This is a genomic window from Solimonas flava DSM 18980 (assembly GCF_000426685.1).
In the GTDB taxonomy this organism is placed as follows: Bacteria; Pseudomonadota; Gammaproteobacteria; order Nevskiales; family Nevskiaceae; genus Solimonas; species Solimonas flava.
The window spans coordinates 114,730-135,864 of record NZ_AUFV01000001.1 but is presented as its reverse complement, the minus strand read 5'-3'; the positions used below and the strand labels follow the sequence as shown (position 1 = coordinate 135,864).

General features: G+C 71.4%; 20 protein-coding genes. 11 read left to right on the top strand and 9 right to left on the bottom strand.

Translation table 11 applies throughout. From position 1 onward, the window contains the following. Positions 1–95 precede the first annotated feature (95 nt). The 8 genes from truA to leuC form a co-directional block, all read right to left on the bottom strand. A complete protein-coding gene (truA, locus tag K343_RS0100605) occupies positions 96–881 on the bottom strand; it encodes a tRNA pseudouridine(38-40) synthase TruA (protein WP_028006429.1) in 786 nt (261 codons plus the stop codon). A 30-nt stretch (positions 882–911) separates the two neighbouring features. After that, positions 912–3,395 (bottom strand): motility hub landmark protein FimV, encoded by a 2,484-nt coding sequence (locus K343_RS23065; RefSeq protein WP_028006428.1) that lies wholly within the window; start codon positions 3,393–3,395, stop codon positions 912–914. Between the two features lie 96 nt (positions 3,396–3,491). Continuing rightward, positions 3,492–4,514, bottom strand: coding sequence for an Asd/ArgC dimerization domain-containing protein (locus K343_RS0100595; protein WP_028006427.1), 1,023 nt, complete (start codon positions 4,512–4,514; stop codon positions 3,492–3,494). A 222-nt stretch (positions 4,515–4,736) separates the two neighbouring features. Beyond that, the gene (asd, locus tag K343_RS0100590) at positions 4,737–5,852 is read right to left on the bottom strand and encodes an aspartate-semialdehyde dehydrogenase (protein ID WP_028006426.1); all 1,116 of its coding nucleotides are present in this window, start codon (positions 5,850–5,852) and stop codon (positions 4,737–4,739) included. Between the two features lie 82 nt (positions 5,853–5,934). Next, the gene (leuB, locus tag K343_RS0100585) at positions 5,935–7,020 is read right to left on the bottom strand and encodes a 3-isopropylmalate dehydrogenase (RefSeq protein ID WP_028006425.1); all 1,086 of its coding nucleotides are present in this window, start codon (positions 7,018–7,020) and stop codon (positions 5,935–5,937) included. Between the two features lie 48 nt (positions 7,021–7,068). Beyond that, positions 7,069–7,857, bottom strand: coding sequence for a class I SAM-dependent methyltransferase (locus K343_RS0100580; RefSeq protein WP_245585084.1), 789 nt, complete (start codon positions 7,855–7,857; stop codon positions 7,069–7,071). Then, positions 7,839–8,480 (bottom strand): 3-isopropylmalate dehydratase small subunit, encoded by a 642-nt coding sequence (leuD, locus tag K343_RS0100575; protein WP_028006423.1) that lies wholly within the window; start codon positions 8,478–8,480, stop codon positions 7,839–7,841. Before leuD ends, K343_RS0100580 begins: the two co-directional genes overlap by 19 nt. A 189-nt stretch (positions 8,481–8,669) precedes the next feature. Next, positions 8,670–10,088 carry a 3-isopropylmalate dehydratase large subunit gene (leuC, locus tag K343_RS0100570; protein WP_028006422.1) on the bottom strand — a complete coding sequence of 473 codons (1,419 nt, stop codon included), beginning with the start codon at positions 10,086–10,088 and terminating at the stop codon, positions 8,670–8,672. Between the two features lie 159 nt (positions 10,089–10,247). On the opposite strand from leuC, the gene K343_RS0100565 reads away from it, so the two are divergent. The 11 genes from K343_RS0100565 to K343_RS0100515 all read left to right on the top strand — a co-directional run bounded on the left by K343_RS0100565 (position 10,248) and on the right by K343_RS0100515 (position 20,615). Beyond that, complete coding sequence (locus K343_RS0100565; RefSeq protein WP_028006421.1) at positions 10,248–11,114, top strand: LysR family transcriptional regulator; 867 nt, start codon at positions 10,248–10,250, stop codon at positions 11,112–11,114. A 76-nt stretch (positions 11,115–11,190) separates the two neighbouring features. After that, positions 11,191–11,571: a hypothetical protein gene (locus tag K343_RS0100560; RefSeq protein ID WP_028006420.1), complete on the top strand. Its 381-nt coding sequence runs from the start codon at positions 11,191–11,193 to the stop codon at positions 11,569–11,571. Between the two features lie 64 nt (positions 11,572–11,635). Further along, the gene (locus tag K343_RS0100555; RefSeq protein WP_051277795.1) at positions 11,636–14,038 is read left to right on the top strand and encodes a TonB-dependent receptor family protein; all 2,403 of its coding nucleotides are present in this window, start codon (positions 11,636–11,638) and stop codon (positions 14,036–14,038) included. A 14-nt stretch (positions 14,039–14,052) separates the two neighbouring features. Then, positions 14,053–15,438, top strand: coding sequence for a PepSY-associated TM helix domain-containing protein (locus K343_RS0100550; RefSeq protein ID WP_028006418.1), 1,386 nt, complete (start codon positions 14,053–14,055; stop codon positions 15,436–15,438). Next, a complete protein-coding gene (locus K343_RS0100545) occupies positions 15,435–15,824 on the top strand; it encodes a DUF2946 family protein (protein ID WP_028006417.1) in 390 nt (129 codons plus the stop codon). The genes K343_RS0100550 and K343_RS0100545 overlap by 4 nt, the downstream gene beginning before the upstream one ends. Positions 15,825–15,913: 89 nt before the next feature. Then, positions 15,914–18,085, top strand: coding sequence for a TonB-dependent receptor (locus K343_RS0100540; RefSeq protein WP_028006416.1), 2,172 nt, complete (start codon positions 15,914–15,916; stop codon positions 18,083–18,085). Further along, positions 18,085–18,786: an energy transducer TonB gene (locus K343_RS23775; RefSeq protein ID WP_084615566.1), complete on the top strand. Its 702-nt coding sequence runs from the start codon at positions 18,085–18,087 to the stop codon at positions 18,784–18,786. Before K343_RS0100540 ends, K343_RS23775 begins: the two co-directional genes overlap by 1 nt. Before the next feature lie 183 nt (positions 18,787–18,969). Then, positions 18,970–19,548, top strand: a complete 579-nt coding sequence (locus tag K343_RS0100530) for a Tll0287-like domain-containing protein (protein ID WP_028006415.1) — start codon at positions 18,970–18,972, stop codon at positions 19,546–19,548. Further along, positions 19,545–19,787, top strand: coding sequence for a DUF2798 domain-containing protein (locus K343_RS0100525; RefSeq protein WP_043111791.1), 243 nt, complete (start codon positions 19,545–19,547; stop codon positions 19,785–19,787). Before K343_RS0100530 ends, K343_RS0100525 begins: the two co-directional genes overlap by 4 nt. Further along, the gene (locus tag K343_RS20230; protein WP_043111789.1) at positions 19,784–20,014 is read left to right on the top strand and encodes a heavy-metal-associated domain-containing protein; all 231 of its coding nucleotides are present in this window, start codon (positions 19,784–19,786) and stop codon (positions 20,012–20,014) included. The genes K343_RS0100525 and K343_RS20230 overlap by 4 nt, the downstream gene beginning before the upstream one ends. Beyond that, positions 20,007–20,615: a class I SAM-dependent methyltransferase gene (locus K343_RS0100515; protein ID WP_028006413.1), complete on the top strand. Its 609-nt coding sequence runs from the start codon at positions 20,007–20,009 to the stop codon at positions 20,613–20,615. The genes K343_RS20230 and K343_RS0100515 overlap by 8 nt, the downstream gene beginning before the upstream one ends. Positions 20,616–20,625: 10 nt before the next feature. On the opposite strand, the gene K343_RS0100510 is transcribed toward K343_RS0100515, so the two are convergent. Further along, positions 20,626–21,087 (bottom strand): nucleoside deaminase, encoded by a 462-nt coding sequence (locus tag K343_RS0100510; protein ID WP_028006412.1) that lies wholly within the window; start codon positions 21,085–21,087, stop codon positions 20,626–20,628. Positions 21,088–21,135 lie beyond the last annotated feature (48 nt).

Genomic DNA, 21,135 nt, shown 5'->3' with positions numbered 1-21,135 from the left:
ACCGCTGCGCGGCCCTCACCCCACCATTCGCTCCGCGAACGGTCCTCCCCTCTGCCGCTGTGCGGGCGAGGGGCGGTGGCGCCGCCGCGCGACACTTACGCTCCGGGGAACCACGGCTGCGGCGGTTTCGGGAGCGCGAATTCTGCCGGATATCGCGGCCCTACGAAATAGAGCCCTTCGGCCGGCGCCGTCATGCCGGCTTTCGTGCGGTCGCGTGCGGCGAGCACCTGCGCGACCCAGACGACCGGCTGTTTGCCGAGTCCGACCTCGACCAGGGTGCCGGTGATGTTGCGCACCATGTGGTGCAGGAAGGCGTTGCCGGCGATGTCGAGCACGACGAAATCGTCGCGCCGCTGCACCTCGATGCGGCGCACGTTGCGCATCGGCGTCGGCGACTGGCACTGCGAATCGCGAAACGAGCTGAAGTCGAGTTCGCCGATCAGCGCCTGCGCGGCCTCGTGCATCGCCGCGGCATCGAGCGGCCGCGGCCAGTGCGCGGCGCGGCCGCCGAGCAGCGCGCTGCGCGCGCGCCGGTTGTGGATCACGTAGCGGTACGAACGCTCGACGGCGCTGTGGCGGGCGTGAAAGCCGGACGGCACCGCCTGCACCCAGCGCAGGCTGACGTCGGCGGCAAGATTGCTGTTGGCCCCGAGCAGCCAGGCGTAGTCGCTGCGCGCGGCATCGCTGTCGAAGTGCACGACCTGCTGCATCGCGTGCACGCCGGCATCGGTACGGCCGGCCGCGGTCACCGTCAGCGGATGGTCGGCGACGCGGCCGAGCGCGCGTTCGAGCTCGGCCTGGATCGTGTGCAGGCCGGTCAGCGCCTGCCAGCCCGAGTAGGCCGTGCCGAGATACTCGACGCCGGCCGCGTAGCGCGCCACGCGCCCGGACCTGTCAGCGCACTGCGCGCATCAGCCGAGCCGGCCGAGCAGGCTGCGCGCTTCCTGCTGCTGCGTGTCGTTGCCCTGCTGCAGCACCTCGTTCAGCAGGCCGCGCGCCATTTCGTTGTCGCCCATGTCGACGTAGGCCCGCGCCAGATCGAGCTTGGTGCCGGCCTCGTCGCCGGAAATCTCGCCGGAATCGGTCGGCACTGCGTCGAAATCGAACTCATCGAGACGGAACTCGGCGGTTGCCGCCGTGTCGGCCGCTGCAGCCGGAGCGGCCGCGGGCGCGGCCGGCGCCTCGACATCGAAGGCGCCGAGGTCGAACTCGACGCTGTTGCCGGCGTCGGCCGTGGCCGGAGCCGGCTCGACCGCGGGCGCCGTCGCCGGCGCGGGATCGAGATCGAACTCACCGAGGTCGAACTCGACCGTCTCGGCCGGCTTCGGCGCCGGCTCGTCGAGCTTGCCGGCGTCCAGCGACGACAGCTCGAGATCTTCGAGGCGGAATTCCAGCGGTTCCTCGCTCGCGGCGCGCGCGCCCGTCGTCGGCGTCGGCTCGGCCGCGGCATCCGGCGTTTCCAGCGGCGTATCGAAGCTGAAATCGAGATCGGTCTCGAGCGGCGCATCGGCGTCCGCGCCGTCGGCGAACAAGGCCGAATCGGGCGCGATCTGCCGTCCCATGATCGCCAGCTTCTGCCACTCGGCGGGCGGCACGCGATCCTTCAGCGCCGCGGCGGTCTGCTCGAAATCCTCGGCCTTGCCGGCGGCGAAGTAGGTCTCGGCCAGCTTGAGGCCGATGTCGAGGCGCTCCGGCTCCTTCTCAGCCGCCTGACGCAGCAGCAGCGCAGCTTCATCGTAAAGCCCGTAGGCCAGATGGAAATCGGCTTCCGACACCGGATCGTTGGCATCGAGATCGATCTGCACCGTCTGCGTCGCGAACTGCCCGGTCAGGTCGAAATCGACCGGCGGCAGGTTCGCGTCGGCGGCTGCGGTGGGCGCCGTGCCCGACGGCGGCGCAGCGGCGGGCGCGGCCACCGCCGCTTCCGGCGCCTTGTCGAGGCTTTCCTGCAGGCGTTCCAGCTCCTCGCGCGCGCTGAGCTTGTCCGCCGCCTCGGCGACCGGCTCGGCGGCAGCCACGGCGGCGACGCCGGCTGCGGCCATCTTGCCGGCCGAGGGCCGCGAGCGCATGTCGCGCATCTCGGGCGCGAGCGGCGCCGGCGCGGTCCTGGCGTCGCGGCGCTGCTTCCAGCGCGTGTAGAGATAGCCGATACCGCCCAGCGCGAGCAGGCCGAGCACCAGCGGGATCAGCAGGCTTTCCAGCAAGCCGCCTTCGTCAGCGCGCGCAGCCGGCGCGGGCGGATTCGCCGGCTTCGGCGCCGGCGCGGCACTCGGTTCGCTCGCTGCCGGGGCCGGGCTCGCGTCCGGGGCCGGCGCGGCGCTCTCGGCCGCGGCTTCAGCGCCGGCGGCGGCCGGTGCGGCGGCGGATGACGGCGACGCGTCGCCCGTCGCTTCGGCGGTCGTCGGTGCCGGTGCCGGTACTGGCTCGGGCGCCGCGGCGGCCGGCGCGGCGGCTTCGGGGACCGGCGCGGCCGGCGCTTCGGCGGCCGGGGTCACGGCCGGCGGCGGCGCGATCTGCGCCGGTTCGATCTGCGGACGCCGCGGCCGCGGCGCAGCGCGGCGAGCGGCGGCGCCGGCCGGCAGCGCGCGCAGGCGCGCGACCTCGGCCTTGGCGTCGGCGGCGCCGGTCGCCGTCATGTCGGCGGCGCTCGGCACGCGCAGCATCGCACCCTTGAGCAGACCATTGAGGCCGCCCTCGAACGCGCGCGGATTGCTGTTGTAGATCGCCAGCAGCACCTGATCCATGGTGATGTCGGGACTCGGCCGCATGCGCGTGGCGATGCTCCACAGCGTCTCGGCCGGCTTGACCGGACCGTACAGCTCGCCGGCGCCGGCCATGCCGGTTTCGGCTGCGGCGGACGGCGCGGCGCTGGCTGCCGCCGGTGCCTGGGCGCGCGGCGCCTGGGTGCGCGGGGCCGGACGCACCGGCTCCTCGAACACGATCGTCGGCCTGGCTTCGGCGGCCGGCGCCACCGGCGCCACCGGCGCCGGGGCGACGCTCGCCGCCATGCCCGGCGGATCGAGCAGCACCGTGTACTGGCGCAGGATGCGGCTGCCGCCGCCGCGAATCTCCAGCAGCAACTGCAGATACGGCTCGCGCGCGGGCTGCGCGCTGCTGATCTCGATGCGCGCCGGACCGTCGGTGCGCACGGCGAAGCGCAGCGTCGACAGATAGGCGTTGCGGTCGAGACCGGCGCGGGCGAAATCGTCGACGCTGGCCAGCGTCACGCGCAGGTCGCCCGCCTCCTCGGTGCTGACCGAGGTCAGCGGAATCGAGGCGCTGAAATGCTGGTTCAGGTGCGAACGCACCTCGATGTCGCCCAGGCCCAGCGCGGCCGCCGACGACAGCCACAGTCCGGCGACGATGGCCGCCGCAGGCTTCACGATGCGCTTCATAGCCCTCCAAGCCCCCCTTGGACCCGTCGCGAGCGCCGCATCGGATTTCATGCTGCGGCTTAAATAAAGCATATAAGCCCTTTTATACATGATGATTTATAAATAGTCACGGACGACGATTTCGGCATTCGCCAATGCATTCAAGGCACTGCAGCGGCGGATGTTATCGGCGGTCAGCCACAGCGCCAGCGCGTGCGGCTCGCCGCGCACCGCGCGCAGCCGGCCGAGGCGCACGTCGGTGCTCATCGCCGCGTCGGTGACCGGGGTCGCGCCATCCTCGGCGAGGCGCGAAGCCTCGAGCGAGAAGCCGGGCAGCGCCGACAGGCGCTCGGCCGCGAGTTCGAGATCGACCGGCCGCTCGAAGCGCAGCTCGATGCTGGCGGCGTCGCCGTAGAACACCGGGACCTGCACCAGCGTCGCCTGCACCGCAAGCCGCGGCCGGCCAAGCAGGCCCGGCAGTTCATCGGCGATGCGACGCTCGCGCTCGGTATAGCCGTCGACGCCGGCGTCGGCGTCCTGGCCGAGCACGTTGAAGGCGATCTGCCGGGCGTAATAGCGGCGCTCGTAGAAACGGGCGTTGAGCAGCGCCGTGGTCTCGCGGGCGAGATCCTCCAGCGCGGCGCGGCCGCCGTCGGAGGCGGCGATCAGCCCGGTCAGCGTCACCGCCGTCAGGCCGAACGCGGCATCGAGCGCGGCGAGCGCCGGCGCCAGCGCGACGTTGAGGCGGTCCGGCGAGGCCACGATGCCGCGCTCGTTGAAAGCGGCCAGCGCCTTCGGGTTGACCTCGGGCACGACGACCGGGATCGCCGAATCCGGCCAGGCCTGGCCACTGGCGTCGATCACGACGACGCCGGCATCGGCGGCGCGCTCGGCCTGCGCCGACAGCTCCGGATCGTCGTCGGCGAGGAACGCGAGCTGCACCTGCGTGAAATCGAACTGGCGCGCGTCTTCGAGCAGCAGCGCCTGCCCGGCGAAGCGGACGTCGGCCTCCGCGGCCGGATCGAGCACCAGCGCCGAAGTCTCGCCGGCCGGGAAGCGACGCTCGGCCATCAGCTCCAGCAGCGCCTCGGCGATCGGGCTGTCGGCGCCGATCACCGCGATCTCATACCGCTTCGACATGCAGTCTCCTCTGTAAACGATCCATACGGCGGCCTTGCAGCGTAGCGCGAACCGGGCGCGCGCCGGCGACCCGGCTGACGCGCGGCGTGCAAGGCGCCGTCCAACGAAAAAAGACCCGCCGGCGAGACGCCGGACGGGTCTGCGCGAAGGGGCGCCATTCTAGAGCCTGTCGGCGCGGCTAACATCGCGCCGACAGGCCCGCGGGCGACCGCGCCGCGACGATCAGCGCTCGAGCAGGATGCGCAGCATGCGGCGCAGCGGCTCGGCGGCGCCCCACAGCAGCTGGTCGCCGACGGTGAACGCGCCGAGATAGGTCGGGCCCATGTTGAGCTTGCGCAGGCGGCCGACGGCGACGTTCAGCGTGCCGGTAACGGCGACCGGGGTCAGCGCCTTCATCGAGTCCTCGCGCGTGTTCGGCACCACGCGCACCCATTCGTTGTGAGCGCGGATCATCTGCTCGATCTCGGCGACCGGCACATCGCGCCTGAGCTTGATGGTCAGCGCCTGCGAGTGGCAGCGCATCGCGCCGATGCGCACGCACAGACCGTCGACCGGGATCGGGTCGGCCTCGCGGCCGAGGATCTTGTTGGTCTCCGCCTGGCCCTTCCATTCTTCCTTGGACTGGCCGTTGTCGAGCTGCTTGTCGATGTACGGGATCAGCGAACCTGCCAGCGGCACGCCGAAGTGCTGCACCGGGAAATCGGCCGAGCGCTGCGCGGCGGCCACCTTGCGGTCGATGTCGAGGATCGCCGACGCCGGCGCGGCGAGTTCGGCGGCGACCGTGCGTTCGAGCACGCCCATCTGCGCCAGCAGCTCGCGCATGTTCTGCGCGCCGGCGCCGGACGCCGCCTGGTAGGTCATCGCGCTCATCCACTCGACGAGGCCGGCTTCGTACAGCGCGCCGACCGCCATCAGCATCAGCGACACCGTGCAGTTGCCGCCGATGTAGTTCTTCACGCCCTTGTCGAGCGCGGCGTCGATCACGGCGCGGTTGACCGGATCGAGAATGATGACGGCATCGTCGGCCATGCGCAGCGCCGACGCGGCGTCAATCCAGTAGCCGTCCCAGCCGTCGGCGCGCAGCTTCGGGAACACCGCGTTCGTGTAGTCGCCGCCCTGGCAGGTGATGATGACGTCCATCGCCTTCAGCGCCTCGACGCTGTTCGCGTCCTTGAGCGCCGGCGTGTCGCGACCGCCAATCTTCGGACCCGCGCCGCCAACCGCGGACGTGCTGAAGAAATGCGGCTCGACGTGAACGAAGTCGTTCTCCTCCTGCATGCGCTGCATCAGCACCGAGCCGACCATGCCGCGCCAGCCGACCAGACCTAGCTTCTTCATCTCTCTACCCTTCAGGACATCTCGTGTGCGGGGCGCCGGCGCCCCGCGTTGGAAACCATTCGCGCGCCGTGCCGCGCGCGTCTCAGGCCAGGCGCTGCAGCGCCGCGACCACCGCGTCGCCCATCTCGCGCGTGCCGATCACCTTTTCGCCCGGCTGGGCGATGTCGCCGGTGCGATAACCGTCGCGCAGCACCTGCTTGACGGCGGCGTCGATGCGGTCGGCGACGTCGCCGCGGCCGAAGCTGTAGCGGAACATCATGCCGACCGACAGGATCGTCGCCAGCGGATTGGCCTTGTTCTGGCCGGCGATGTCCGGCGCGCTGCCGTGGATCGGCTCGTACATGCCCTTGTTGTTCGCATCGAGCGAGGCCGAAGGCAGCATGCCGATCGAACCGGCCAGCATCGAGGCTTCGTCGGAGAGGATGTCGCCGAAGATGTTGCCGGTGACGATCACGTCGAACTGCTTCGGCCGCTTGAGCAGCTGCATCGCCGCGTTGTCGACGTACATGTGCGTCAGCTCGACGTCCGGATACTCCCGGCCGATGCGGATCACCACCTCGCGCCACAGGCGCGAGGTCTCCAGCACGTTCTCCTTGTCGACCGAGCAGACGCGCTTGTGGCGCTTGCGCGCGGCCTCGAAGGCGACGCGGGCGATGCGCTCGATCTCCGGCACGCTGTAGTGCATGGTGTCGTAGCCTTCGAGCTGGCCGTCGGCATTGGTGCGGCGGCCGCGCGGCTGGCCGAAGTAAATGTCGCCGGTCAGCTCGCGCAGGATCAGGATGTCGAGCCCGGCGATCACTTCCTTCTTCAGCGACGACGCCTCGGCGAGTTCCTCGAAGGCCAGCGCCGGACGGAAGTTGGCGAACAGGTTCAGATCCTTGCGGATGCCGAGCAGACCGCGCTCCGGGCGCAGCTCACGCGGCAGTTCGTCGTACTTCGGGCCGCCGACCGCGGCGAGCAGGATCGCGTCGGCCTCGCGCGCCGCCTTCTGCGTGCTCGGCGGATACGGATGGCCCTCGGCGTCGTAGGCGGCGCCGCCGAGCAGGCCGAAGCGCCATTCGATCGCCTCGCCGCCCGCCTTCAGCACTTCGAGCACCTTGACCGCTTCGCCCATGATCTCGGGGCCGATGCCGTCGCCGGTCAGGATCAGGATCTTCTTCGTCGTCATTGTCGTGTCGTCTTCGTTCGTGAAATCGATGGGGCTGCGCACCGGCCCTCAGGCCGGCCGCTTCTTCGTGGCGATGAAACGCAGCCGGACGTAGTCGGCGGTCCACTGCCCCGCCGCGTTGGCGAGCCGTGGCGCCAGTGCACTGCGCACCTCGTCGACCAGCGCCGCGCGCCCGGCCTCCGGCACCGCAGCGAGAAAGGCCTGCGCGAAGGTCTGCAGCCAGCCGCGGATGTCGCCCGGCAGCAACGTCGGCCGCGCGAAGGTCTCGATGCCGGCGACTTCGAAACCGGCCGCCTGCAGGCGGCGACGATAGTCGGCGAGCGTCGGGAAGAACCAGGGATCGGCGGCGGTGGCGTCGAGGCCGCGCCGCGCCATCGCCTCGTGCACGGCGCCGCGGATCGCGGCGACGTTGCCGGCCGCGCCCATCTCGGCGACGAAGCGGCCGCCGGGCTTCAGCGCGCGCGCCACGCCGGCCAGCACCGCGTCGGGATCGCGCTTCATCCAGTGCAGCGCCGCGTTCGAGAACACGGCGTCGAACTCGGCGTCGAACGGCAGCGCCTGACCGTCGAGCACGCGCGCGTCGAGGCCGCGCGCCCGCGCCGCCGCAACCAGTTCGGGGCTGGCGTCGGCGCCGACCACCGTGGCGCCGCGCTCGACCAGCTGCTCGGTCAGCGCGCCGTCGCCGCAGCCGAGATCGAGCACGCGCTCGCCCGGCGACGGCGCCAGCCAGTCGACGAGATCGGCGGCCAGATCGGCGACGAAACGGCCGTTACGCGCGTAGGCGCCGGCGTCCCAGGCCTGACCGGCGGCGACGGCGTTCACGCCTGGAACAGCCACGGCGCTTCGCCGCGGCGGCGCGCCTCGTAGGCGCGGATCGCGTCCGCCTGCTGCAGGGTCAGGCCGATCTCGTCGAGACCGTTGACCAGGTTGTGCTTGCGGCCGGCGTCGATCTCGAACGAGAAGGCCTTGCCGCACGGCAGCCGCACCTGCTGCGCCGGCAGATCGATCGTGAACTGCGCATCCGGATTCTTGGCGACGCCGTCGAAGATCGCCTGCACTTCCTCGGCCTTCAGCACGACCGGCAGCACGCCGTTCTTGAAGCAGTTCGAGAAGAAGATGTCGGCGAAGCTCGGCGCGATCACGGCGCGAAAGCCGTAGTCGTCGAGCGCCCACACGGCGTGCTCGCGCGAGGAGCCGCAGCCGAAGTTGTCGCGCGCGATCAGGATCTGCGCGCCCTTGTGCGCGGGCTGGTTCAGCACGAAATCCGGATTGACGCGGCGCGTGGCCGGATCGATCTCCAGATCGCCGGCGTCGAGATAGCGCCAGTCGTCGAACAGGAACGGGCCGAAGCCGGTACGGCGGATCGACTTCAGGTACTGCTTCGGGATGATCGCGTCGGTATCGACGTTCGGACGATCGAGCGGCGCGATCTTGCTGCTGACGACGGTGAAAGCTTTCATTCTGATTCTCCCCGTGCGCCGCTCAGAACGAGCGCACGTCGACAAAGTGACCGGCGATGGCGGCGGCGGCCATCGCTGGGTGAGCCGGGGTTTTCAAGGACTGCCCGTGGCGGTCCTGGCCCGGCGAAGGCCCGCTCGCCGGCGCTCGGGCCGGGGCGGTGCTCCGGCGATGCAAGGCAGCGCTTGCCATCACGACAAAGTCCTGACGTCGACGAAATGCCCGGCAATCCCCGCCGCGGCCGCCATCGCCGGCGACACCAGATGCGTACGACCGCCGGCACCCTGACGGCCTTCGAAGTTGCGGTTGGACGTCGACGCGCAGCGCTCGCCCGGCTCCAGACGGTCGGCGTTCATCGCCAGGCACATCGAGCAGCCCGGCTCGCGCCATTCGAAGCCGGCCTCGACGAAGATCCGGTCGAGCCCTTCGGCCTCGGCCTGCTGCTTCACCAGACCCGAACCGGGCACGACCATCGCCAGCTTGACGTTCGCCGCCTTCTTGCGACCCTTCACGACGGCCGCGGCGGCGCGCATGTCTTCGATGCGCGAGTTCGTGCACGAGCCGATGAAGACCTTGTCGATGGCGATCTGCTCGATCCTGGTTCCGGCCGCCAGGCCCATGTAGGCCAGCGCCTTTTCCATGCCGTTGCGCTTGACCGGATCGGCCTCGCGCGCCGGGTCCGGCACGCGGGCGCCGACCGGCAGCACCATTTCCGGCGAGGTGCCCCAGCTGACCTGCGGCTCGATCGACGCGGCGTCGATCTCGATCACGCTGTCGAAGCGCGCGCCCGGATCGCTCTTCAGCGTCGTCCAGTCGGCGACCGCCGCGTCCCAGTGCTCGGGCTTCGGCGCGTACGGCCGGCCCTTCACATAGGCGATGGTCTTGTCGTCGACGGCGACCAGGCCGGCGCGCGCACCGCCCTCGATCGCCATGTTGCACAGGGTCATGCGGCCTTCCATCGACAGGTCCTCGATCGCCTCGCCGGCGTATTCGATGACGTGTCCGGTGCCGCCGGCGGTGCCGATGCGGCCGATGATCGCCAGCGTGATGTCCTTGGCGGTGACGCCGGGGCCGACGTGACCGCTGACGCGGATCAGCATGGTCTTGGCCTTCTTGAGCACCAGCGTCTGCGTCGCCAGCGCATGCTCGACCTCGCTGGTGCCGATGCCGAAGGCCAGCGCGCCGAACGCGCCGTGCGTCGAGGTGTGCGAATCGCCGCAGACCACGGTCATGCCCGGCAGCGTCGCGCCCTGCTCCGGGCCGATCACGTGGACGATGCCCTGGCGCAGGTCGTTCATGCGGAATTCGGTGATGCCGTACTCCGCGCAGTTGGCGTCGAGCGCATCGACCTGGGCGCGCGAGATCGGGTCCTTGATGCCCTGCGCGCGGTCCGGCGTGGTCGGCACGTTGTGGTCGGCGACCGCCAGGTTGGCGCCCAGGCGCCAGGGCTGGCGATGGTTCAGGCGCAGGCCGTCGAAGGCTTGCGGGCTGGTCACTTCGTGCACCAGATGGCGGTCGATGTAGATCAGCGCCGAGCCGCCGCCGAGGTCCTTGACGACGTGGGCGTCCCAGATCTTGTCGTACAGGGTGCGGGGGCTGGCTGCGGTCATCGTGGCTCTCCGGTAAGTCGTGTCGGGCGGCGTCGCGGCGGACGCAGCCCTCATCAGGCGGCGGCGATTCTAGGTCCGCCGCTTCGATAACTCCAATGAATCGTTTTTATGCAGTCCATTCCACAATAGAATACGAAGGTCCCGCCGCCCGGAGCCCCGATGGAAACCCAGTTCCTCGCCGCCTTCGTCGAAGTCGCCGACGGCGGCTCGTTCACCCAGGCCGCCGAAACCCTGCATCTGTCGCAGCCGGCGATCAGCAAGCGCATCACCGCGCTCGAAGCGCAGATCGGCCATGCCCTGTTCGACCGCGTCGGCCGCCGCGTCACCCTGACCGACGCCGGCCGCACGCTGCTGCCGTATGCGAAGAAGACCCTGCAGGACATCGAGGACGGCAAGCGCGCGCTGTCGAAACTGCACGAGGAAGTCGGCGGCCGCCTGTCGATCGGCACCAGCCATCACATCGGCCTGCATCGCCTGCCGCCGGTGCTGCGCGCCTACACGCAGCAGTATCCGAACGTCGACCTCGACATTCACTTCATGGATTCGGAAGTCGCCTGCGAGGCGGTGCTGGCCGGCAAGCTGGAACTCGGCATCGTCACCTTGCCGACCGTGCCGCTGCCGCAGCTCGAACAGCGCGTCGTCTGGCCGGACCCGCTGGTCGTCGTCATCGCCGCCGGCCACCCGCTGCTCGGCCGCCGCCGCGTACCGCTCGCCGAGCTCGCGGCGCTGCCGGCGGTGTTCCCGGACGAACAGACTTACACGCGGCGCATCGCCACCCGCGAGTTGGAGCGCCACGGCCTGAAGCCGCGCATCCGCCTGTCGACCAATTATCTGGAGACGCTGAAGATGCTGGTCGGCATCGGCCTCGGCTGGAGCGTGCTGCCGGAATCGATGATCGACGACACGATCCGGCCGCTGCCGATTCCGGAGCTGAAGATGCACCGCGAGCTCGGCGTCGTCTGGCACGAGCGGCGCACCGTCTCCGGCGCCGCCCAGGCGCTGCTGCGCGAGCTGGCCGCGGCCTGAGCGCGCGCCGCCGCGTGATGCCGGCGGCCGGAGTTGATAGCATCGCGCCCCAGTCCGCCATTCGATCGCCGTCGCCTTGATCGCCCGTCTCCGCCGCAACTGCCTGATGCTCTGGCTCGCGCTCGCCGCGATGCTGGGCCACGGCCTGTTGCCGCAGGGCTTCATGCTCGGCCGCGACGCCGCCGCACCCGACCGCTACGGCCTGATCTTCTGCAGCGGCGGCGCAGCGCAGGCCGTGCGCGGCGGCGACCACGCCCTGCCCGACGGCGGCGCGACGATCGAACCCGGCAAGTCCTGCGCGTTCGCGATGGCGGCGATGGCGGCGCTGCCGCCGCCACCCGCCATCGCCCTCGACGTGCCGACCCGCACGCCGTCGCCGCCGGCGCGGACGTCCTGCGATCGGCCGGCGACACCCTGCCCGCAGCCGCACGCCACCGGTCCTCCCGCTCTCGCCTGAAGCCCGCCTCCGCCACCGGCATTGCCGGGCGGCGCGTCTTGTCCGCTTCCCAGGGAGAGTCTTCATGTCGTACGCACGCGCGGCGCTGGCCGCGTTCGGTTTCACCATGGCCGCGCTGCCGGCGGCCGCACTGGCGCAAAACGCCGCCGTCTCCACGTCCGACGCCGCCTCCGGCGCTGCCGCCGCCGAGGCGCGCCGCGCCGAACTGCTGCGCCAGCGCGATGCCATCGAGCGCGAACTGCGCGCGCTGCAGGCCCCGACCGGCGCCGACGGCGATCGCGCCGCGACGGCCGATGCGCCGGCGCGCGGCGACGGCATCGAAACCGTCGTCGTCACCGGCCGCAGCAGCGATCCCGCGCCGGCGCAGAGCGCGACGACACTGACGCGCGAGGACTTCGCGCACGTGCCGGCGCTGAACATCGCCGAAGTGCTGGCGATGAGCCCGGGCGTCAGCTTCCAGCCCGGCAACGGCCCGCGCGACGTGTCGATCTCGGTGCGCGGTTCGAACAACCGCCAGACCTATGGCGTACGCAACATCAAGGTCTTCGAGGACGGCTTCGACGTCACCCAGCCGGACGGCCTGGCGCGCACCGACCTCAGCGATCCGCATGCCTACGGCGCGATCGACGTGGTGCGCGGCCCCTCGTCGGCCTGGTTCGGCAATTACGCGACCGGCGGCGCGATCGACTTCCACAGCCGCCGCGGCAGCGAGATCGGCGGCGTCGAAGCCGGCCTCGACGCCGGCAGCTACGGCACGCTCAACGTCTACGCGCTGGCCGGCGACCGGCTCGACGCGCTCGACTACGCGGCCTTCGTCAGCAACGTCCGCGGCCGCTCGGCGACTGCGCACACCGACTATCTGACGACGACGGCGAACCTCTCCGCCGTCTGGCAGGCGACCGCCCGCGACCGGCTGGTCTTCAAGTTCATCGACAACGAACTCGACGCCGACCTCTCGCTGCGCCTGTCGCTGAACCAGTACCGGCTCAATCCGTACCAGCGCGGCTGCGGCGAGCTCGCGGCGGACGGCTGCGCCTCGGTGAACCTGCTCGTCAACGGCTACACCGGCGCGCGCCAGGCGACGAGCGCGGCCGCCGCCGGCCTCGGCCGTCACGACCGCCGCACGATCGCCGGCGCGCGCTGGGAGCACGCCGTCGACGCGCGTACCGCGTGGCGGACCCAGCTGGTCTTCGACAACCGCGACATCAAGCAGCCGACCAGCGCGCAGTCGTACGACGGCACCTATCCGTCGTTCAATCTGCGCAGCGATCTGACGCGCCGCCACACGCTGTTCGGCGCCGACGCCGAGACGGCCGGCGGCCTGTTCTACAACTACGAGGAACTCAACTCCTCCGTCTACAACGTGATGCCGGACGGCCACGCCACGCGCGGCGGCCTGACGCAGTCGGTCAACGGCCATCATCTCAACGCCGGCCTGCGCCTGCGCGAGCAGATCCGCTTCGCTGCGCGCTGGAGCGCCGTGCTCGGGCTCGGCGGCGAGTACACGCAGATCGAAGGGCTCAGCACCAGCTACCGCTACACCGCCGACGCCACGCCGACGCTGCAGCGCATCGACGCGCGGCGCGAGTTCCACAACCTCGCGCCGGAACTGGCGCTGCAGTACGCGCCGGACGAGGCGTGGACGCTGCACGCGCGCCTCGCCGCCGGCTACGGCACGCCGCAGCTCGGCAATCTGTTCGTGACGCCGGCCGGCGTCGCCGGCAACAACACGAAGCTCGATTCGCAGCGCAACTACGGCCTCGATCTCGGCGCCGAATGGCGGCTCGGCGAAATCCTGCGCATCAGCCTGTCCGGCTTCTACGAATTGTTCCGCGACGAGCTGGTCTCGCAGTCGGCCGGCGTCAGCCTGCAGAGCTATACCTTCAACGCGCCGCGCTCCGAGCACCGCGGCGTCGAGCTGGGCCTGCACGCGCAGCCGCTGCCGCGGGCGTTGCCGGGCCTGTACCTGAGCGCCGCCTACACCTACGACGACCAGATCTACCGCGACTACGACGAGCGGCTCAGCGCCGGCAGCTACAGCAAGGTGTTCAAGCGCGACGGCAACAAGATCCCCGGCATCCAGCCGCAGGTGCTCAGTGCGCGGCTCGGTTACGAACAGCAGCGCGGCGCGCTGCAGGGCCTCGGCGCGTATCTGGAATACCACTGGCGCGATGACTTCTACCTCGACAACGCCAACCTGCTGAAGGCCCCGGACTACGAGCTGATGAACCTGAACCTGCACTACGACCGGCCGGGCACCGGCGGCGGGGCCTCGCGCTTCGGCCTGTACCTCGCCGTGCAGAACCTGTTCGACAAGACCTACATCGGCTCGGCCGGCAATCTGTCGAACAGTCTCGATGCGGCGACCGGCGAACAGAACGGCGCCGACCTGCTGTCGCTGGCCGGCGGCTCGATCTACGCCGGCACGCCGCGCACCTACTACGGCGGCATTCGCGTGCGCTTCTGATGGAGACCTCGGCAATGGAATCCCGGGCATCCGCGACGCCGCGCCGCGCCGCCGCGCACCGCACGATCTGGCGCTGGCACTTCTATGCCGGGCTGTTCTGCCTGCCGTTCGTGCTGTGGCTGGCCGCGACCGGTGCGATCTACCTGTTCAAGCCGCAGATCGAGGCCCGTCTCGAACGCGGCTACGAGAACCTCGCGGTCGACGGCGCGCCGGCTGCGCCGCGCGAACAGGTCGCCGCGGCGCTGGCCGCGGTGCCGGACGCGACGCTGAACGCCTACGAACTGCCGCGCACGCCGCAATCCGCGGTGCGCGTGCTGGTCGGCCGCGGCAGCGAGCTGACGCGCGTCTACGTGCATCCGCAGACCGCGCAGGTGCTCGGCGCGATTCGCGAGGAGGACCGTTTCATGCGCCAGGTCTTCCGTCTGCACGGCGAGCTGATGCTCGGGCCGCGCGGTTCGTGGCTCGTCGAGCTGGCGGCGTGCTGGGCGATCGTCATGCTCGCGACCGGCCTGTACCTGTGGTGGCCGCGCGCAGCGCGCGGACTCGCCGGCATCGTCTATCCGCGGCTCGGCGCCGGCGGCCGCACGTTCTGGCGCGACCTGCATGCCGTCACCGGCCTGTGGGTCTCGGCCTTCGCGCTGTTCCTGCTGCTCAGCGGCCTGCCGTGGGCGAACTTCTGGGGCGGCTACCTCAAGGCGCTGCGCGCGCTCGGCGACGGCGCCGTGGTCGAGCAGGACTGGACCACGAGCCGTGCCGAAGAGCGCGCGCGCAACCTCGCCGCCAATACCCCGCCGGCCGGCCATGAAGGCCACGCGATGGCGGCGTCCGGCCCGCAGGCGCTGCAGGGCACGGCGGGGGCGGCCTACGCCGAACTCGATCGCCTGGTCGCGCCGGTCGCATCGCTGCGGCTCGCGCCGCCGGTACTGATCGCGCCGCCGTCGCGGGCCGCGGCGTCGTGGACGGCGCGCTCGGACGCGGCGAACCGTCCGCAGCGCGTCAATCTGACGCTCGACGGCGAGCGCGGCACGATCGTGCGGCGCGTCGACTTTCACGAGCGGCCGCTGCTCGACCGCATCGTCGGCACCGGCGTCGCCGCGCACGAGGGCCAGCTGTTCGGCTGGCCGAACCAGCTGCTCGGCCTGCTCACCGCGCTCGGCCTCGCGATGCTGAGCGTCAGCGCCGCAACCCTGTGGTGGCAGCGCCGGCCGGCCGGCGTGCTCGGCGCGCCGCCGCCATCCGGCACGCGCGTCGCGCCGGGCCTGATCGCGCTGGCGCTGATATTCGCGCTGCTGTTCCCGCTGCTCGGCGCCTCGATGCTCGCCGTCCGGCTGCTCGAAGCGCTGCTGCTGCGACGGCTCGGCGCGACGCGACGCTTCCTCGGTCTCGCCGACGCCCGATGAGCGCGATCCGCCGCCATCGTCCGCTGGCGCTGCTGCTTGCGCTGACGGCGCTGCTCGGCCAGCTGCTGCTGCCGCAGCTCTACAGCGGACTGCGCGCCGAGCGGCTCGCCGATCCGCGTCTCTACGCGTTCTGCGGCGTGGATCGGGCCACGCCGGACGCTCGGGCGAGCGCGACGCGCGGCGCCGCGCGGGCCCCGGCGCATGACGGCGGCGACTGCGCCTGGTGCGGCGTCCTGCATGCCGTCCACCACGCCACGCCGACGGTCCCGGCCTTCCATCTGCCGTCGCAGCGTCATCCGGTCCCCGAGGTCGCGCCGCTCGCGCGCGCGCCGGCGGTCCGGCTCGTACATCTGCCGCAGCTGCGCGGCCCCCCGTTTTCGTTCTGAACCCGCCGTCACCGAGCGACACCCGCGCATCGCATCCTGCGCCGCGCCTCGCGTCCACCCGACGCCACGCTGCATCGAGAGAACGAAACATGTCACTGCATCATTCCGAACCGGCGACCCCGCGCCGCCACCTGATCGCCCTCGCCGCCTCGCTGTTCGCCGCGCCGGCGTTCGCCCAGACCGCCGCAGCGCCGGCGGCCACCGCGACCGAACTGCCGGCCGTCGCCGTCGAATCCGCCGCCCGGGCGCTGCGCGACGCACCGCTGGCGAGCGCCACGCTGACGACGGCCGAGCTCGAACGCCAGCGCTCGCGCAGCAGCGACGTCGCCGAACTGCTGCAGGGCCTGCCCGGCGTCAGCGCCTACGGCGGCGGCGGCGTGGCCAGCCTGCCGGCGCTGCACGGCCTCGCCGACGACCGCGTGAAGGTCGTCGTCGACGGCCTGCCGATCGACAACGCCTGTCCCAATCACATGAACCCGCCGCTGTCGTACAGCGATCCGCAGACGCTGAGCCGCGTGCAGGTCATCGCCGGCATCACGCCGGTCAGCCTCGGCGGCGACAGCCTCGGCGGCACGATCGTCGTCGACAGCGCCGCACCGCGCTTCGCCGCCGCCGGCGCGACGCTGTTCGACGGCTCGCTGAACAGCTTCTACCGCAGCAACGGCGACGCCTTCGGCGGCGCGCTCGCCGCGACGCTGGCCAGCGAGCGCTACCACCTCGGCTACAGCGGCTCGGGCACGCGCTCGCGCCATTACGACGGCGGCGGCGACGACGGGCTGGTGCGCTCGACCGAATACGAGAAATACGATCAGACGCTGAAGCTGGCGACGCAGAACGATCTGGGTCTGTTCGAGCTGGCCGGCAATCTGCAGCACTCGCCGTACGAGGGCTTTCCGAACCAGTACATGGACATGACTTTCAACCGCTCGGCGCAGGGCAGCGCGCGCTACCGCGGCGTGTTCGACTGGGGCGATGTCGAGGCGCGCGGCTACTACCGCGACACCGAGCACAAGATGAACTTCCTCGACGACAAGGGCGGCACCGCCAGCGGCGGCATGCCGATGGACACCCGCGTGCGCGGCGCCGGCTACCTCGTCAAGGCCGATGTGCTGCTCGACGGCGGCGACACGCTGCGCATCGGCAACGAACTGCAGCGCCAGAGCCTCAACGACTACTGGCCGCCGGTCGCCGGCAGCATGATGATGGGCCCGGACACCTACATCAACGTCAACGGCGGACACCGCACCCGGCTCGGCACCTTCGTCGAGTGGGAGGCACGCTGGAACGAGCGCTGGTCGACGCTCGCCGGCGTCCGTAACGACATGGTCTGGATGAATACCGGCGACGTGCAGCCGTACGCGACGACCGGCATGATGAGCGCCGCCGACATCGCCGCGGCCGCTGCGTTCAACGCCGCCGATCACAAGAAGACCGACACCCACTTCGACGCGACCCTGCTGGCCCGCTACCAGGCCTCGGCGGCGACCGCGATCGAGTTCGGCTACGCGCACAAGACGCGCTCGCCGAACCTCTACGAGCGCTACGCCTGGGGCCGCGGCTCGATGTCGAGCCGCATGATCGGCTGGTACGGCGACGGCAACGGCTACGTCGGCAATCTCGATCTCGATCCGGAAGCCGCCGACACCGTCAGCGCGACGCTGCGCCACAGCGGCGGCCTCGCGCAGCCGTGGACCGTCAGCGTCACGCCGTACTACAGCCTCGTGCACGACTACATCGACGCCGACAAGCTCGCCGATCTGTCGAACGGCTTCGTGCAGCTGCAGTTCGCCAACCACGACGCCGAGCTGTACGGGCTCGATCTCGCCGGCGCGCTGCAGCTCTGGGACACGCCGGCCGCCGGCCGCACCCAGCTCAAGGCCACCGCATCCTGGGGCCGCGGCCGCAACAAGGATGACGGCGGTTCGCTCTACCACCAGATGCCGCTCAACGGTCGGCTCGCGCTGCTGCACGCGCTCGGCAGCTGGGACAGCCAGGTCGAGCTGGTGCTGGTCGACGCCAAGACGCGCGTCGATGCGACGCGCCAGGAACCGCAGACCGGCGGCTACGCGCTGCTCAACCTCGGCACGCGCTATCGCTGGCAGCGCTACCACGTCGACTTCGGCGTCGACAACGTCCTCGACCGCGCCTACGCCGCGCCGCTCGGCGGCCAGTCGATCGGCGACTACAAGGCGACCGGCGAGCTGCGCCCGGTGCCGGGCCGCGGCCGCTCGCTGAATCTCGGCCTGGGGCTGAGCTTCTGATGCAGGCCGCGCCGCGCGCCGCGGACGATCGCGAGGCCGGCGTGCCCCGCGATCCGCGGCGCGCGCGCCGGCTCGCCGGCGCCGGCCTCACCGCGCTGCTGCACCTCGTGGTGATCGCCGCCTTGCTGCACGCCGGACCGTCGCCGCCGCCGGCGGCGGCGCCCGGCGCGGTCAGCGTGCGCCTGCTGCCGGCGGTCGCCGCACCGCCGCCGACGGCTCGTCCCGAACCCCGACCCGCGGCCCCGGTGCCCCGCGCGGCGCCGCGCGCGTCGGCCGTGAAACCCGCCGCTTCCCCTGCGCATCCGGAGCCCGCGCCTTCCGCAGCGGCGTCGACCGCCGCCACGCCGGACCTCACGCGTTCGCCATCACTGCGCGCGCCGGCAGCAGCGGAAGCAGCGACTGCAGCCGATACGCAGGCCGTGGCAGCGGTCGACGATGCCCGCGTCGCCGCGGCTTACGTGCAGGCCCTGTGGACGCAGATCGCCGCGGCCCGGCCGACCGGCACGGCCCTGCAGGGCGAAGCCCTGGTCGGCTTCACGCTCGATGCCGACGGCCGGCTCGTCGCGCTCGAACTGCTGCAGTCGAGCGGCAACGGCCTGCTCGACCGTCTGGCGTTGCGCACGGTGCGCCGCGCCGCGCCGTTCCCGCCGCCGCCGGCCGCCGCCGGCCGCGAGTTCCGCATCGCCTTTCACTTCGGCTGAGAACGTCCCGTACTGCCAGAGCGGCGCCAGCGCACTGCCAATGTCAGCAACGGACTGGCAGTCAGCACGCCCGGCACCCTCTGCGTCGAAGTTCAACAAGCTGATTCGAAAGCGCTTTCCGGATTACCGTCGGCTGGCCCGTTTTTTGTTGCTGCGATGCCGGGCTCGACGCTGCCGCTCGCCATGCGCCTATCTTCTATCGTGGTTGCCGCAACCCTCGCGCTGACGCCGCTCGGCGCCGGCGCCGACACCACCAAAACGCCGGCGGCCGAAGCGCAGGCCATCGCCACGCGTTTCCAGCAAACGCTCGGCGCCCGCCTGCAGGCGGCGATGGCGGACGGCGGGCCGGTCAACGCCGTGCACGTCTGCCGCGACGAGGCGCCGGCGATCGCCGCCCGCCTGTCGCGCGAAAGCGGCTGGCAGGTGCGTCGCATCGGCACCCGCGTGCGCAACCCGCTGACCGGCGTCGCCGATGCCTGGGAGCAGACCCAGCTCGCCGACTTCGACCGCCGGCTCGCCGCCCACGCCGCGCCGGACGCGCTGGCGACCTACGCCGAGCTCGACGAACCGGCCGGCCGCTACCAGCGCTACATGAAGGCGATCGTCGTCGCGCCACTGTGCCTGGCCTGCCACGGCCAGCCCGACGCGCAGTCGCCGGCGCTGCGCGCCGCGCTGCAGGCGGACTATCCGTACGATGCCGCCGTCGGCTACCGGCTCGGCGAACTGCGCGGCGCCTTCTCGCTGAAGCGACGCGCACCATGAGCCAGGAACGGCGTCGCGCCGCCCTGCCCTGGGTGTTCGCGCTGATCATGGGGGCCGGCATGACCGCCGTCATCAGCGGCGTGCTCAACGCCGTCAACGGCGGAAACCTGCGCCACTGGCTGCTCAACTGGCTGCTGGCCTGGAGTCTGGCGGTGCCGATCATCGTCTGGCTCGCACCGCGGGCGCAGCGCCTCGCCGCCCGTATCGTCCTGCCGCCGACGTCCGGAGGTCCCCGATGAGCGCCACCGATTACCGCTATCACCTGCCCGACCTGCATTGCGAATCCTGCGAGCGCGCCGTGCGCCGGCGTCTGGCGCGCGAGCCGCAGGTCGAAAGCGTCGACGTCGATCTGGCCGGCCGGCAGATCGTCGTCCACGGCCGCGCCCCGGGTCTCGACGCCGAACTGCGCGCGGCGCTGCAGTCGGCCGGCTTCCAGCCGCAGCCGGGAGCGCCGGGCGATGCGTGAGTTCTGGGATCAGCGTTACGCGGCGCCGGAATACGCCTACGGCACCACGCCGAACCGTTTCCTCACCACCGCCGCGGCGGTGCTGCCGGCGCATGCCGACGTGCTGCTGCCCGGCGACGGCGAAGGCCGCAACGGCGTGTGGCTGACGCAGCAGGGCCATCGCGTGCTGTCGGTCGACCAGTCGCAGACCGGCCTCGACAAGGCGCGACACCTCGCCGAGCAACAGGGCGTGACGATCGACACGCTGTGCGCGGACCTCGCCAGCTGGCAGCCGCCGCCGGCCGCGTTCGACGCGCTGGTGCTGATCTTCCTGCATCTGCCGCCGGCACAGCGCCACGACATCCACCGCCGGCTGCTCGGCGCGCTGCGCCCGGGCGGCCGCCTGATCCTCGAAGGCTTCGAGCGCGGCCACTTCGGACTGCCGGGCGGCGGCCCGCGCGACATCGACTGGCTGTTCACCACCGAGGACCTGCGTCGCGACTTCGGCGGTCTCGAGGACCTGCGCATCGAACCGGTCGAGACGGTGCTCGACGAAGGGCCGTTCCACCACGGCGCGGCGCGCGTGATCCGCTGCACCGGCCGCATGCCGGTGGCCCGCTAGCCCGGCGCGGCTAGCCTTCGCCGATGTCCTCGTTCCACACCTCGGGCTGCGCGCGGATGTAGTCCGCCAGCAGCTGCGCGCATTCCGGCGAGTCGAGGTCGATGACCTCGACGCCGTTGTCGCGCAGCCAGTCAACGCCGCCGCTGAAGTTGCGCGATTCGCCGACGACGACCGTGCCGATGTGGAACTGGCGGACCAGACCGCAGCAGTACCAGCACGGCGCCAGCGTCGTGACCATGATCTTGTCGCGGTAGCTGCGCTGCCGCCCGGCCTTGCGGAAGGCGTCGGTTTCCGCGTGCACGGACGGATCGCCCTCCTGGACGCGGCGATTGTGACCGGCGCCGAGCAGGCGGCCGTCGCGCGTGAAGATCGCCGCGCCGATCGGCACGCCGCCCTCGGCGAGACCCTGCCGCGCTTCGGCCAGCGCGACGCGCAGCATCGCCTGATAGTCCGGCTGTTGCGTCGATGTCATCGTCTGCTCCCGATCGTCTTCATCCCGAACCTTGCATTCGCGCGCGCC

Bases quoted from the DNA above. Each gene is read 5' to 3' on its own strand.
- K343_RS20230 (WP_043111789.1), top strand. From the start codon at position 19,784: ATGAGCGCCACCGATTACCGCTATCACCTGCCCGACCTGCATTGCGAA.
- K343_RS0100545 (WP_028006417.1), top strand. From the start codon at position 15,435: ATGAGCGCGATCCGCCGCCATCGTCCGCTGGCGCTGCTGCTTGCGCTG.
- K343_RS0100565 (WP_028006421.1), top strand. From the start codon at position 10,248: ATGGAAACCCAGTTCCTCGCCGCCTTCGTCGAAGTCGCCGACGGCGGC.
- K343_RS0100550 (WP_028006418.1), top strand. From the start codon at position 14,053: ATGGAATCCCGGGCATCCGCGACGCCGCGCCGCGCCGCCGCGCACCGC.
- asd (WP_028006426.1), bottom strand. From the start codon at position 5,852: ATGAAGAAGCTAGGTCTGGTCGGCTGGCGCGGCATGGTCGGCTCGGTG.
- K343_RS0100510 (WP_028006412.1), bottom strand. From the start codon at position 21,087: ATGACATCGACGCAACAGCCGGACTATCAGGCGATGCTGCGCGTCGCG.
- K343_RS0100525 (WP_043111791.1), top strand. From the start codon at position 19,545: ATGAGCCAGGAACGGCGTCGCGCCGCCCTGCCCTGGGTGTTCGCGCTG.
- K343_RS0100540 (WP_028006416.1), top strand. From the start codon at position 15,914: ATGTCACTGCATCATTCCGAACCGGCGACCCCGCGCCGCCACCTGATC.
- K343_RS0100555 (WP_051277795.1), top strand. From the start codon at position 11,636: ATGTCGTACGCACGCGCGGCGCTGGCCGCGTTCGGTTTCACCATGGCC.
- K343_RS0100530 (WP_028006415.1), top strand. From the start codon at position 18,970: ATGCGCCTATCTTCTATCGTGGTTGCCGCAACCCTCGCGCTGACGCCG.
- K343_RS23775 (WP_084615566.1), top strand. From the start codon at position 18,085: ATGCAGGCCGCGCCGCGCGCCGCGGACGATCGCGAGGCCGGCGTGCCC.
- leuB (WP_028006425.1), bottom strand. From the start codon at position 7,020: ATGACGACGAAGAAGATCCTGATCCTGACCGGCGACGGCATCGGCCCC.
- K343_RS23065 (WP_028006428.1), bottom strand. From the start codon at position 3,395: ATGAAGCGCATCGTGAAGCCTGCGGCGGCCATCGTCGCCGGACTGTGG.
- K343_RS0100595 (WP_028006427.1), bottom strand. From the start codon at position 4,514: ATGTCGAAGCGGTATGAGATCGCGGTGATCGGCGCCGACAGCCCGATC.
- leuD (WP_028006423.1), bottom strand. From the start codon at position 8,480: ATGAAAGCTTTCACCGTCGTCAGCAGCAAGATCGCGCCGCTCGATCGT.
- leuC (WP_028006422.1), bottom strand. From the start codon at position 10,088: ATGACCGCAGCCAGCCCCCGCACCCTGTACGACAAGATCTGGGACGCC.
- K343_RS0100515 (WP_028006413.1), top strand. From the start codon at position 20,007: ATGCGTGAGTTCTGGGATCAGCGTTACGCGGCGCCGGAATACGCCTAC.